11 protein-coding genes are annotated in these 12,348 nt (G+C 71.3%); 9 read left to right on the top strand and 2 right to left on the bottom strand.

Annotation, left to right across the window (positions count from 1 at the left end):
• Positions 1-11 precede the first annotated feature (11 nt).
• The 5 genes from AQI95_RS07400 to AQI95_RS07380 all read left to right on the top strand — a co-directional run bounded on the left by AQI95_RS07400 (position 12) and on the right by AQI95_RS07380 (position 6,953).
• Positions 12-1,211 (top strand): sensor histidine kinase, encoded by a 1,200-nt coding sequence (locus tag AQI95_RS07400; protein ID WP_067119323.1) that lies wholly within the window; start codon positions 12-14, stop codon positions 1,209-1,211.
• Positions 1,212-1,442: 231 nt separating this feature from the next.
• Positions 1,443-2,786, top strand: coding sequence for a sensor histidine kinase (locus tag AQI95_RS07395; protein WP_067119320.1), 1,344 nt, complete (start codon positions 1,443-1,445; stop codon positions 2,784-2,786).
• Between the two features lie 213 nt (positions 2,787-2,999).
• Complete coding sequence (locus AQI95_RS07390) at positions 3,000-3,659, top strand: LuxR C-terminal-related transcriptional regulator (RefSeq protein ID WP_279616998.1); 660 nt, start codon at positions 3,000-3,002, stop codon at positions 3,657-3,659.
• 311 nt (positions 3,660-3,970) lie between these two features.
• Positions 3,971-5,899, top strand: a complete 1,929-nt coding sequence (locus AQI95_RS07385) for a 2-oxoacid:acceptor oxidoreductase subunit alpha (protein ID WP_067119317.1) — start codon at positions 3,971-3,973, stop codon at positions 5,897-5,899.
• Positions 5,892-6,953: a 2-oxoacid:ferredoxin oxidoreductase subunit beta gene (locus AQI95_RS07380; RefSeq protein WP_067119314.1), complete on the top strand. Its 1,062-nt coding sequence runs from the start codon at positions 5,892-5,894 to the stop codon at positions 6,951-6,953. The genes AQI95_RS07385 and AQI95_RS07380 overlap by 8 nt, the downstream gene beginning before the upstream one ends.
• Positions 6,954-6,984: 31 nt before the next feature.
• Here AQI95_RS07380 and AQI95_RS07375 read toward each other — a convergent pair whose 3' ends face one another.
• A complete protein-coding gene (locus AQI95_RS07375) occupies positions 6,985-7,389 on the bottom strand; it encodes a winged helix-turn-helix transcriptional regulator (RefSeq protein WP_067119311.1) in 405 nt (134 codons plus the stop codon).
• A gap of 100 nt (positions 7,390-7,489) precedes the next feature.
• Here AQI95_RS07375 and AQI95_RS07370 point away from each other — a divergent pair, with 100 nt between their 5' ends.
• The 3 genes from AQI95_RS07370 to AQI95_RS07360 all read left to right on the top strand — a co-directional run bounded on the left by AQI95_RS07370 (position 7,490) and on the right by AQI95_RS07360 (position 10,260).
• Positions 7,490-8,344: an SDR family oxidoreductase gene (locus tag AQI95_RS07370; RefSeq protein ID WP_067119308.1), complete on the top strand. Its 855-nt coding sequence runs from the start codon at positions 7,490-7,492 to the stop codon at positions 8,342-8,344.
• Between the two features lie 176 nt (positions 8,345-8,520).
• A complete protein-coding gene (gene rarD, locus AQI95_RS07365) occupies positions 8,521-9,567 on the top strand; it encodes an EamA family transporter RarD (protein WP_079071118.1) in 1,047 nt (348 codons plus the stop codon).
• A gap of 213 nt (positions 9,568-9,780) precedes the next feature.
• Positions 9,781-10,260 carry a VOC family protein gene (locus AQI95_RS07360; RefSeq protein ID WP_067120377.1) on the top strand — a complete coding sequence of 160 codons (480 nt, stop codon included), beginning with the start codon at positions 9,781-9,783 and terminating at the stop codon, positions 10,258-10,260.
• 66 nt (positions 10,261-10,326) lie between these two features.
• Here the strand turns inward: AQI95_RS07360 and AQI95_RS07355 are convergent, their stop codons facing one another.
• A complete protein-coding gene (locus AQI95_RS07355; RefSeq protein WP_067119305.1) occupies positions 10,327-11,550 on the bottom strand; it encodes a hypothetical protein in 1,224 nt (407 codons plus the stop codon).
• Between the two features lie 198 nt (positions 11,551-11,748).
• Here AQI95_RS07355 and AQI95_RS07350 point away from each other — a divergent pair, with 198 nt between their 5' ends.
• On the top strand, positions 11,749-12,336 hold the full coding sequence (locus AQI95_RS07350; protein WP_067119302.1) for a flavodoxin family protein: 588 nt from the start codon (positions 11,749-11,751) through the stop codon (positions 12,334-12,336).
• Positions 12,337-12,348: the final 12 nt, after the last annotated feature.

Genomic DNA, 12,348 nt, shown 5'->3' with positions numbered 1-12,348 from the left:
GGCTGACCGGTATGACCGCTACCAGCAGCTCCGCCCCGGGCCGGGGCGACGGCACCGACCGGCTGCCGCCGATCCGGCCGCCGTACGACGCGCACACGTGGAGGGAGATCCTTCATCTCCTGCTGAACCTGCCGGTGACGGTGCTCGGCTTCGTCTACGCGATCACCGCGCTGGCCGTCGGCGGCGCCCTGACGGTCACCGTCGTCGGGCTCCCGCTGCTCGCGCTCGCTCTGCTGGGCGCCCGACAGCTGGGGAAGCTGGAGCGGGCCCGCGCCCGATGGCTGCTCGGGGTGCATGTGGAGGAGCCGACACCGCTGCCGCTCGCGAGGAGCGGCGGGCCGCTGCAGCGGCTCTGGATGGCGCTGAAGGATCCGGTGGGCTGGCGGACGCTGCTGTACGACGTCATCCGGCTGCCCTGGGGCATCCTCACCTTCTGCACGGTGCTGATCTCGCTGATCGTGCTGTGGCCGGCGCTGCCGTACCTGGCGCGGGGCCTCGCCAACGTGGACCGCTTCATGGTGCGCGGACTGCTGTCGCCCTCGGACGAGCTGGAACGGCGCATCGCCGAACTGGAGTCGGACCGGGGGGTCGTCGTCGACACGGCCGCCGCCGACCTGCGACGCATCGAGCGGGACCTGCACGACGGGGCGCAGGCCCGGCTGGTCAACCTGGCCATGGGGCTCGGTCTGGCCAAGGAGAAGCTGCTGGAGGACCCCGACTCGGCGGCCGAGATGGTGGCGGAGGCCCACGGCGAGGTGAAGCTGGCCCTGCAGGAGCTGCGCGATCTCGCCCGCGGCATCCATCCGGCCGTGCTCACGGACCGGGGCCTGGACGCGGCCCTGTCCTCGGTGGCCTCGCGCTGCACGGTCCCGGTGAAGGTCACCGTGGACCTGCCGGACCGCCCGGCCCCCGCCATCGAGGGCATCGCCTACTTCACCGTCTCCGAACTGCTGCAGAACATCAGCAAGCACAGCCGGGCCCGCTCCGCGTCGGTGGACGTGTGGCGCACGGAGGACCGGCTGCTCATCCAGGTCCAGGACGACGGCCGGGGCGGCGCCCGGCTGGAGGGCGGCACGGGCATGCGCGGCCTGGCGGACCGGCTGGGCGCGGTGGACGGCCTGTTCGTGCTCGACTCGCCGCCCGGCGGCCCGACGGTGGTCACAGCCGAGCTGCCCTGGCGGAACCGGACGGAGACGGACACCTCCGCATAGGGGCGCGGGGAACTGCGCGACCGGCCACGCCCCCCACACGCACCTACGACGCACCCACATCGACATCCGCGCCCGCGCCCACAGCGAACCCCGGCCGACCCGCCGGAGGCCGAGGTGGGGATAACCCCCGCCCCAAGACGCCGACGGACTCCATGTCCCCCGCGCACCGCCACGCACGACTCTGGACACACGGCTGAACCGCCGCTCGAACAAGGAAAACGGGACGAGACGATGACCACGGAGTACGGACACGGGTACGGATACGGGCGGGGGGACGGCAGGTCCGCCGGAGCCGGCCATCGACTGCCCGCCGCGCTGCGGGCGCCGTTCGAGGCACGCAGCTGGCGCGAGTTCGGCTATGTCCTGCTGAGCCTGCCGCTCTCGATCACGCTGTTCACCTGGACGGTGACCATGGTGTCGCTCGGCGCCGGCCTCCTGGTGACCTTCATCGGCATCCCCGTGCTCGCGGCGGCGCTCGCCGGCTGCCGGGGCTTCGCCGCGCTGGAGCGGGCGCGGGCCCGCGGACTGCTGCGGCTGGACGTGGCCGAGCCGGAACCGCTGCGGATGCGCGGGCCGGGCGCGACGGCCTGGATCGGCGCGGTGCTCAAGAGCGGTACTTCTTGGCGGAACGTGCTGTACGCGCTGGTGCAGTTCCCCTGGGCGGTGTTCTCGTTCACGGTGGCGGTGACCCTGTGGACGACGGGCTGGGCACTGCTGACGTACCCGCTGTGGTTCTGGGTCTTCCCGACGTACGCCGGCCAGGGCGGCCTGCAGCTGTACGGCGACGAGCACCACAGCGTCTATCTGGACAACCCGTTCGAGATCACCGTGACCGCGCTGGTCGGACTGCTGTTCACGCTGGCCACGCCGTGGATCGTGCGGGCCCTGACGACGGTGGACGCGGTGCTGGTCCGGGGGCTTCTGGGGCCGTCGCTGCTGACGGCGCGGGTGGTGGAGCTGGAGTCGGACCGGGGGGTCGTCGTCGACACGGCCGCCGCCGACCTGCGGCGCATCGAGCGGGATCTGCACGACGGGGCGCAGGCCCGGCTGGTCAGCCTGGCCATGGATCTGGGGCTGGCGAAGGAGAAGCTCCAGGAGGATCCGCAGGCGGCGGCGCGGATGGTGGACGAGGCGCACGGCGAGGTGAAGACGGCGCTGCAGGAGCTGCGCGATCTCGCCCGCGGCATCCATCCGGCGGTGCTGACCGACCGCGGCCTGGACGCGGCGCTGTCCGCGGTGGCCTCCCGGTGCGCGGTCCCGGTGCGGGTCGAGGTCGAGCTGCCGGCCCGCCCTGCCCCGGCCATCGAGGGCATCGCCTACTTCACCGTCTCCGAACTGCTGCAGAACATCAGCAAGCACAGCCGGGCCCGCTCCGCTTCGGTGGACGTGTGGCACACGGAGGACCGGCTGATGCTGCAGGTGATCGACGACGGCGTGGGCGGCGCGGACGTCTCCCGCGGCTCGGGCCTGGCCGGCCTCGCCGGACGCCTGGACGCCGTGGACGGCGTCCTCGTGGTGGACTCCCCCGAAGGTGGCCCCACCCGGGTGATCGCGGAACTGCCCTGGCGAGCCTGACGGCACACGGCGACATCCCCCCGCCGGCCGCGGCCCCGGCCCGCACCCCCCTAGAACCCCCTCCTTGGAGGTGGGGTTCCCAGGCGGGGCGGCGGGCCGGGGCGATTGCTGGAATGCTTGACCTCCGTACGGACGGCGCGCTCGACGCGGACGGACGGACGTCGTCGCGGAGCGGGATCGGGCTTGGGGGGCCGGAAGATCGTGGAGGACAGGGTGCGGGTGGTCATCGCCGAGGATTCAGTGCTGCTCAGAGAGGGCCTGACCCGACTGCTGACCGACCGCGGGCTCGACGTCGTGGCCGGTGTGGGTGACGCGGAGGCGCTGGTGAAGACCGTCGCCGACCTGCAGGCGCAGGGCACGCCGCCGGACGTGGTCGTGGCGGACGTACGGATGCCGCCGACACACACCGACGAGGGCGTACGGGCGGCCGTACGGCTGCGGAAGGCGCACCCGGGGCTCGGGGTACTGGTGCTGTCGCAGTACGTGGAGGAGCGGTACGCCACCGAGCTGCTGGCCGGTTCCAGCCGGGGCGTGGGCTATCTGCTCAAGGACCGGGTCGCCGAGGTGCGCGAGTTCGTGGACGCGGTGGTGCGGGTGGCCGAGGGCGGTACGGCGCTGGACCCGGAGGTGGTCGCGCAGCTGCTCGGCCGCAGCCGCAAGCAGGACGTGCTCGCGGGGCTGACACCGCGCGAGCGCGAGGTGCTCGGGCTGATGGCCGAGGGCCGGACGAACTCGGCGATCGCCCGGCAGCTGGTGGTCAGCGACGGGGCGGTGGAGAAGCACGTCAGCAACATCTTCCTGAAGCTCGGCCTGACCCCCAGTGACGGGGATCACCGGCGTGTTCTGGCCGTACTGACCTATCTGAACTCGTGACGGACTGACACCGTGTCAGCAGGAGGTCAGCCCGTCCGGCGCCCGCGGGCGGCCGGGGCTCGCGTCTTCGAGTCAGTTGCGAGGGGGGCGGGAAATCATGGGGGACCGATCCGGTACCTCATGAGAAGCCGGCTTGAAAGATCACCTAGGAATCGCGAAAGACCCTCTCAGAAACACGAAAGGCCGTCTCAGAAAGCCGTCCATCATACGGATGGCCTCGGGAAGGCGACCCTAACCGACGTAGGGTTGATCCTGGGATGGTCCGTGGGACGACCACGCCCGGACAGCCGCCTCGAAGGAGGTCCAGTTCAGTGACCAGCCAGGTCAGCAGCCCAGCGGAGCAAGCCGACGAAACCGTCGTGGGAGAGCAGCGAGCACCGGGCGGCGCGAAGGACGTGCGGCGCCTGGACCGGGTGATCATCCGGTTCGCGGGGGACTCGGGTGACGGTATGCAGCTCACCGGGGACCGGTTCACCTCGGAGACCGCTTCTTTCGGCAACGACCTCTCCACCCTGCCGAACTTCCCCGCCGAGATCCGCGCGCCCGCCGGCACCCTGCCCGGCGTCTCCAGCTTCCAGCTGCACTTCGCCGACCACGACATCCTCACCCCGGGCGACGCGCCGAACGTGCTGGTCGCGATGAACCCGGCCGCGCTGAAGGCGAACATCGGCGACCTGCCGCGCGGCGCCGAGATCATCGTCAACACCGACGAGTTCACCAAGCGCGCCCTGCAGAAGGTCGGCTACGACGCCTCCCCCCTGGAGGACGGCTCGCTGGACGGCTACAACCTCCATCCGGTGCCGCTGACCACCCTCACGGTGGAGGCGCTGAAGGAGTTCGACCTGTCCCGCAAGGAGGCCGAGCGCAGCAAGAACATGTTCGCGCTGGGTCTGCTGTCGTGGATGTACCACCGGCCCACCGAGGGCACCGAGAAGTTCCTGAAGTCGAAGTTCGCGAAGAAGCCTCAGATCATGGCGGCGAACATCGCCGCGTTCCGGGCGGGCTGGAACTTCGGCGAGACGACGGAGGACTTCGCGGTCTCCTACGAGGTCGCCCCGGCCGCCAAGGCCTTCCCCGTGGGCACCTACCGCAACATCTCCGGCAACCTCGCCCTGGCCTACGGCCTGATCAGCGCGTCCCGGCAGGCGGACCTGCCGCTGTTCCTGGGCTCGTACCCGATCACCCCGGCCTCGGACATCCTGCACGAGCTGAGCCGCCACAAGAACTTCGGTGTGCGCACCTTCCAGGCGGAGGACGAGATCGCGGGCATCGGCGCCGCGCTGGGCGCGGCCTTCGGCGGCTCGCTCGCGGTGACCACGACCTCCGGGCCCGGTGTCGCGCTGAAGAGCGAGACGATCGGCCTCGCGGTGTCGCTGGAGCTGCCGCTGCTGGTGGTGGACATCCAGCGCGGCGGCCCGTCCACGGGTCTGCCGACCAAGACCGAGCAGGCGGACCTGCTGCAGGCGATGTTCGGCCGCAACGGCGAGGCGCCGGTGCCGATCGTCGCCCCGCGCACCCCGGCGGACTGCTTCGACGCGGCGCTGGAGGCGGCACGGATCGCGCTGACGTACCGCACGCCGGTGATGCTGCTCTCCGACGGCTACCTGGCCAACGGCTCCGAGCCGTGGCGGATCCCGGACCTGGACGAACTGCCCGACCTGCGCGTGCAGTTCGCCTCCGGCCCCAACCACGCCCTCGCGGACGGCACCGAGGTCTTCTGGCCCTACAAGCGCGACCCGCAGACCCTCGCGCGGCCGTGGGCCGTCCCGGGCACCCCGGGTCTGGAGCACCGCATCGGCGGCATCGAGAAGCAGGACGGCACGGGCAACATCTCCTACGACCCGGCCAACCACGACTTCATGGTCCGCACCCGCCAGGCCAAGATCGACGGCATCCAGGTCCCGGACATCGAGGTCGACGACCCCGACGGCGCGAAGACGCTGGTCCTGGGCTGGGGCTCGACGTACGGACCGATCACCGCGGCGGTACGGCGGCTGCGCCGGGCCGGCGAGAAGATCGCACAGGCACACCTGCGCCACATCAATCCCTTCCCGGCCAATCTCGGCGAGGTCCTGGCGCGCTACGACAAGGTCGTGATCCCCGAGATGAACCTCGGCCAGCTCGCCACCCTCGTCCGGGCGAAGTACCTGGTCGACGCCCACTCCTACAACCAGGTCAACGGCATGCCGTTCAAGGCGGAACAGCTCGCCTCGGCGCTGAAGGAGGCCATCGATGACTGACACCGGCAACGGACTGCTGCAGCTGGTCCCCAAGGCCGAGGCCAAGCAGTCGATGAAGGACTTCAAGTCGGACCAGGAGGTGCGCTGGTGCCCCGGCTGCGGTGACTACGCGATCCTCGCCGCCGTCCAGGGCTTCATGCCGGAGCTGGGGCTGGCCAAGGAGAACATCGTCTTCGTCTCCGGCATCGGCTGCTCCTCCCGCTTCCCGTACTACATGAACACCTACGGGATGCACTCCATCCACGGCCGCGCCCCGGCCATCGCCACCGGACTCGCCACCAGCAGGCGGGACCTGTCGGTGTGGGTCGTCACCGGTGACGGCGACGCTCTCTCCATCGGCGGCAACCACCTGATCCACGCCCTGCGCCGCAACGTCAACCTCAAGATCCTCCTGTTCAACAACCGGATCTACGGCCTGACCAAGGGCCAGTACTCGCCCACGTCCGAGGTCGGCAAGATCACCAAGTCGACCCCGATGGGCTCCCTCGACGCACCGTTCAACCCCGTGTCGCTGGCGATCGGCGCCGAGGCCTCCTTCGTCGCCCGCACCATCGACTCCGACCGCAAACACCTCACCGAGGTACTGCGCCAGGCCGCCGATCACCCCGGCACGGCCCTGGTCGAGATCTACCAGAACTGCAACATCTTCAACGACGGCGCCTTCGATGCCCTGAAGGACAAGCAGCAGGCCGAGGAGGCGCTGATCCGCCTCGAGCACGGCCGGCCCATCCGCTTCGGCACCGACGGCGCGCGCGGCGTCGTACGCAACCGGACCACCGGAGACCTGGAGGTCGTCACCGTGACCGGGGACAACGAGGCGGACATCCTGGTCCACGACGCGCACTCGGCGTCCCCGATCACCGCCTTCGCCCTCTCCCGGCTCGCCGACCCCGACACCCTCCACCACACCCCCATCGGCGTCTTCCGCAACGTCGAACGGCCGGTCTACGACACGGCCATGGCGGAGCAGCTGGACACCGCCATCGAGGAGAAGGGCAAGGGCGACCTCGCCGCCCTGCTCGCCGGCGGCGACACCTGGACCGTCGTCGGCTGAGACTTCTTCGGCTGAGACTTCTTCGGTTCGCCTACGAGGCCCGGGACTGGATTTCCCGGGCCTCGTCGTATGCCTGGCGGGCCTCCTCCACGTCGTCCATGCGGTCGCGCGTCCACTGGGCGAGGGAACGGACCTGCTCCGCCGCCTCGCGGCCGAGGTCGGTGATCGAGTAGTCGACACGGGGCGGGATGACCGGCTTGGCGTCCCGGTGGACCAGGCCGTCGCGCTCCAGGGTCTGCAGGGTCTGGGTGAGCATCTTCTCGCTGACGGTCCGCCCGCCGAGGCAGCTGACCGCCCGCCGCAGTTCGCTGAACCGGTACGGCCGCTCCATCAGCTCGATCAGCACGAGCACACCCCAGCGGCTGGTGACGTGCTCCAGCACGAGCCGGTAGGGGCACATGGCCTCGGCGCTCGCCTGATCCTTGCTTACCATCATGCCAGTACCTTACTTCAAAGTGGGTACTTTCGCATGGTTAGTGCAGCTCCTAGGGTGAGTGCCGTACGGCAGAGGGCACCCCACAAGGAGTTTGTGAACCATGAGCATCGTCGTCACCGGAGCCACCGGACACCTCGGCCGCCACGTCGTGGAGCAGCTGCTGGAGAAGGTTCCGGCCGAGCAGATCACCGCCGTCGTGCGCGACGAGCACAAGGCCGCCGACTTCGCCGCCCGCGGCGTGCGGACGGCCCTCGCCGACTACAACGCGCCCGAGACCTTCGAGGGCCTGTTCGCCGCCGGTGACAAGGTCCTGCTGATCTCCGGCAATGAGTTCGACAAGGGCCGCGTCGGTCAGCACCAGGTCGTCATCGACGCCGCGAAGGCCGCCGGTGTGGCGTTGCTCGCCTACACCAGCGCGCCGGGCAGCCTCACGGCCGCGCTGGCGGACGACCACCGGGCGACGGAGGAGGTGCTGCTCGCCTCCGGCCTGCCGTACACCCTGCTGCGCAACGGCTGGTACCACGAGAACTACACCGAGAACCTGGCCCCGGTGCTGGAGCACCACGCGCTCGTCCATGCCGCGGGCGGCGGCCGTCTCTCCTCGGCGTCCCGCGCCGACTACGCCGCCGCCGCGGTCGCGGTGCTGACCGGCGAGGGCCACGAGAACGCGACGTACGAGCTGGGCGGCGACGAGGCGTGGGGCTTCGCCGAGTTCGCGGCCGAGCTGAGCCGGCAGACCGGCGAGGAGATCGTCTACGACGCGGTGTCCGTCGAGGCCGTCACCGGCATTCTCACCGGCGCCGGGCTGCCCGGACCGCTGGCCGCGATCCTGGCCGGTGTGGACGCCTCGATCGAGAAGGGCGAGCTGGAGATCTCCTCCGGCGACCTGTCGCGCCTGACGGGCCGCCCGACCACACCGCTGGCCGAGGCGATCACCGCCGCGCTCAAGGGCTGACCGCCGGGCCTCATCGGCCGACCCGTCGGGACCCAAGGGCCGACTTGCCGGGACTCAAGGGCCGACCTGTCGGACGCCTCCGCCTGTCATGACCGTATGCCGATACACACATGACAGTCGGGGGCACCCGGCGCTACCTTCGTACTCGCGTGCCTGATGCGAGAGGGAGGGGTCTGGTGGCCGAGAAGTCCAAGGGCGAGCACCGGATAGGCCTGTTGAACGGCTTCGCCGCGTACGGCATGTGGGGCCTCGTGCCCCTCTTCTGGCCCCTGCTCAAGCCCGCCGGGGCGCTGGAGATCCTCGCCCACCGCATGGTGTGGTCCCTCGTCGTCGTCGGCATCGCCCTGCTCTTCGTACGGCGCTGGGCCTGGGCCGGGGAGCTGCTGCGCCAGCCGCGCCGGCTCGCGCTGATCACCGTGGCCGCCGCCGTCATCACCGTGAACTGGGGCGTCTACATCTGGGCCGTGAACTCCGGCCACGTCGTCGAGTCCTCCCTCGGGTACTTCATCAATCCTCTGGTGACCATCGCGATGGGGGTGCTGCTGCTGAAGGAGCGGCTGCGGCCCGTGCAGTGGGTCGCGGTCGCAACGGGCCTCGCCGCCGTCGTCGTCCTGACCGTCGGCTACGGCCGGCCGCCCTGGATCTCGCTGGTCCTCGCCTTCTCCTTCGCCACGTACGGCCTGGTCAAGAAGAAGGTCGGCCTCGGCGGCGTCGAGTCGCTGGCCGCCGAGACCGCCATCCAGTTCCTGCCCGCGCTCGGCTTTCTGCTGTGGCTGGTCGCCCACGGCGAGGCCGGCTTCGTGAACGACGGCGCCGGGCATGCCGCGCTGCTCGCCTCCACCGGCCTGGTCACCGCGCTGCCCCTGGTCTGTTTCGGCGCGGCGGCCATCCGCGTGCCGCTGTCCACGCTGGGCCTGCTGCAGTACCTGGCACCCGTCTTCCAGTTCCTGCTCGGCATCCTCTACTTCGACGAGGCCATGCCGCCCGAGCGCTGGGCCGGGTTCGCGCTGGTCTGGCTGGCGCTGCTGCTGCTCACGGGGGACGCGCTGCGCTCCGCGCGCCGGGCCGCCCGTGCGCTCGCGAGGGCGACCGGCGCGCCCGGCACCACCACGTCGACCGGAACGGCCAGGGCCCTACGGAACGCGGAGAGCGGGCCGGTACGGAAGAACGCGGAGAGCGTGCCCTGCGGGCCGGAGGCGGACCCCGAGGCCGTGAGGCCGTGAGGCCGTGAGGCCGTGAGGCCGTGAGGCCGTGAGGCCGTGAGGCCGTGAGGCCGTGAGGCCGTGAGGCCGTGAGGCCGTGAGGCCGTGAGGCCGTGAGGCCGTGAGGCGGTAGACGGCGGTCACCGCAGAGATCCCGGCAGGGGTGAGCCGACTCCCGCCGCAGCGGCGCGGAATCAGCGCGTCCGGCGCGGGCCGCGGCTATATGTGGTCACCATGACCACCCAGACACCCGGATCCACGCCCGCCCCGCTGCACTGGAAGCTCGTCATCGACGCGGCCGACCCGCACACCCAGGCCGACTTCTGGGCCGCCGCGTTGCACTACACGGCCGAGGACAACAGCGCCCTGATCGAACGCCTGCTGGCCGCCGGCGCGCTGGCGGGCGAGGCCACGGTCGAGTACCACGGCCGCCCCGCCTTCCGCGACCTGATCGCCGTACGACACCCCGACGACCCGTACGACCCGCAGACCGGCACCGGACTGGGCCGGCGGCTGCTCTTCCAGCGCGTCCCGGAGCCGAAGACGGTCAAGAACCGGCTCCACCTGGATCTGCACGCGGGCCCGGAGCGACGCACGGCGGAGCTGGCCCGGCTTCAGGCGCTGGGCGCGCAGGTCGTACGCGAGGTGAAGGAGCCCGGCGGGGAGTGGCTGGTGCTGACGGATCCCGAGGGGAACGAGTTCTGCCTGCAGTGAGTCCTGCGGCAGGTTCTGTGCCGAATCCTGCGGTGAGTCCTGCGGTGAGTGGCGGGACGGTCGCGGTCACGCGCGTGCGGCGCGGGCCGCCCGGTCGGTGAGGCGGACCATACGGGCGCGGGCGGACTCCAGCGGGTGCGGGTCATCCGCGGCGGGACCCGGCTCGGTGGTGAGTTCCGTCCACAGCTCGATCAGGTCGCGGCCCAGCCGCAGGCCCTCCTCGGGATCACGCACCGCACGCCAGGCGGTCGCCGCGCTCTCCACGTTGCCGTAGGCGGCCTCCGCGTCCCGGGCCTGCCGGCGCAGCCGGGCGAGGTCCATGGACAGCTCGAAGGCGCGGACCGGCTCGCCCGCCAAGTAGGCGATGTAGGCGGACAGTTCACGAAGGTGCAGCACCTCGGCATGGCCGGAGCCCAGCAGGGTGGCCGCCTCGGCGACCGTACGGTCGGCGAGTTCCGCCGCCGCCTCGATACGGCCCGCACGCACGGCCTCGTTGATCCGCAGCATCGGCTCGGTGAGCAGTTCGGCCCCTTCCGCGGTCTCGGTCAAGGGCCCGTCCCCGAGCACCTCCTCGGCAACGGCGTCGAAGCCTCGGGCCGGGGTGTGGGTGGGGCCGGGGTCGAAGGCGGAGGCCACGGCTTCCCGCTCGGCCGCGGACTTCAGGGCGGCGGTGCGAGTGCGATCGGAGGCGGAGGTGAGGGTGGAGGCGAGGATCGCGGGCGCCGACCCGGGGATCGGAGCGGGGGCGGGCGGAAAGGCGGGGGCCGCGGGCGCCGACCCGGGGATCGGGGCGGGGGCAGGGGCCGTGGCGCTCGGCCCGGGGGCCGGGGCGCCGGTGGTGGATGTCGGCGTCCGCCTGGACGGCATGACCGGCGCGGGTCCGAACTGCCCCGTCGGCGCCTGCACCGTCCCGGCCGGCACCCGCTTCGGGGTTGCGGCCGGGGGTACGTCCCGCGCGCCCGTGGGCGAGGGCACCTTCGTCACACCCGCCGGCGAAGCCACCCGTACAGGCTCCCCCGTCACCCGGCTGGAGCCGTCCGCCGAGACCTCCAGCGGAACCACACAGCCGGCGCGGTCGTCATGGATCGTGGCACGTATGGGGGCGCCAAGGCTGATGGCGAGGCGCTGGAGGTGGTTGAGGACGGTCTGCTGGATCTCCTCGCCCGGTGCCGCCACCACCGACGTCCCGCCCACCGACGCGCCGCCCGCGCCGAACACCCGGACCGCTACCACGGCCGGATGCGCAGCGGGCTCCTGCGCCCGCTTCTTCTCGAAGCTGAGTCGAGACATCGGTGTTTCCCTCACTCCCCCGGCGCCGCGATCCGGTCGTACGCGTCCTGCCAACCAGTGTGTCGGCTCCCGTAGCCTTCCACGTCACCGCAGCGTCACAGCCTCGCACCAGCCGCACCCTGGTCAAAATTGATTGCGTATGCATAAAATGCACATGCGTTTATTCGTCGTACGCGGCAGCACTCACCTGGGGGACCCATGAGCCGTCGTTTCCTCTTCGTCCTGGGCAGCGCCCGTGCCGAGGGCAACACCGAGCTGCTGGCCCGCGCGGCCGCCGAGCAGCTCCCCGATGACGTCGAGCAGCGCTGGATCCGTCTGGCGGACCACCCGCTGCCCGACTTCGTCGACCTGCGCCACGGCAGTGAGTACGTACGGCCGCCGGCGGACAGCACCACCGGTCTGCTGATGGAGGCCACGCTCGCGGCCACGGACATCGTGATCGCCTCACCGCTGTACTGGTACTCGGTGTCCAGCCTCACCAAGCGCTACCTGGACCACTGGTCCAGCTGGCTGCGCACCCCCGGCCTGGACTTCAAGGCGACCCTGGCCGGCCGCACGCTCTGGGGCGTCGCCGCGCTCGCCGGCACCGAGCCGTCGGTCGCCGACCCTTACGCCGGCACACTCAACAACTCGGCCGCCTACATGGGGATGCGCTTCGGCGGGGTGCTGCTGGGCAACGGCAGCGGACCGGGCGACGTAGAGAAGGACGCCGACGCGCTCGCGCGTGCGAAGACGTTCTTCGCCCAGGACGCTCCTCTCGCCCGCTTCCCGCACCAGGCCGCCTGAGGGCGTCCCAGG

Source organism: Streptomyces yokosukanensis (assembly GCF_001514035.1).
Classification (GTDB): Bacteria; Actinomycetota; Actinomycetes; order Streptomycetales; family Streptomycetaceae; genus Streptomyces; species Streptomyces yokosukanensis.
This window is presented reverse-complemented; position numbering and strand designations above follow the sequence as displayed.

Excerpts from the sequence above, each read along its gene's own strand:
- AQI95_RS07375 (WP_067119311.1), bottom strand. The coding sequence starts at position 7,389 with ATGATGGTAAGCAAGGATCAGGCGAGCGCCGAGGCCATGTGCCCCTAC.
- AQI95_RS07370 (WP_067119308.1), top strand. The coding sequence starts at position 7,490 with ATGAGCATCGTCGTCACCGGAGCCACCGGACACCTCGGCCGCCACGTC.
- AQI95_RS07400 (WP_067119323.1), top strand. The coding sequence starts at position 12 with ATGACCGCTACCAGCAGCTCCGCCCCGGGCCGGGGCGACGGCACCGAC.
- AQI95_RS07355 (WP_067119305.1), bottom strand. The coding sequence starts at position 11,550 with ATGTCTCGACTCAGCTTCGAGAAGAAGCGGGCGCAGGAGCCCGCTGCG.
- AQI95_RS07360 (WP_067120377.1), top strand. The coding sequence starts at position 9,781 with ATGACCACCCAGACACCCGGATCCACGCCCGCCCCGCTGCACTGGAAG.
- AQI95_RS07395 (WP_067119320.1), top strand. The coding sequence starts at position 1,443 with ATGACCACGGAGTACGGACACGGGTACGGATACGGGCGGGGGGACGGC.
- AQI95_RS07350 (WP_067119302.1), top strand. The coding sequence starts at position 11,749 with ATGAGCCGTCGTTTCCTCTTCGTCCTGGGCAGCGCCCGTGCCGAGGGC.
- AQI95_RS07380 (WP_067119314.1), top strand. The coding sequence starts at position 5,892 with ATGACTGACACCGGCAACGGACTGCTGCAGCTGGTCCCCAAGGCCGAG.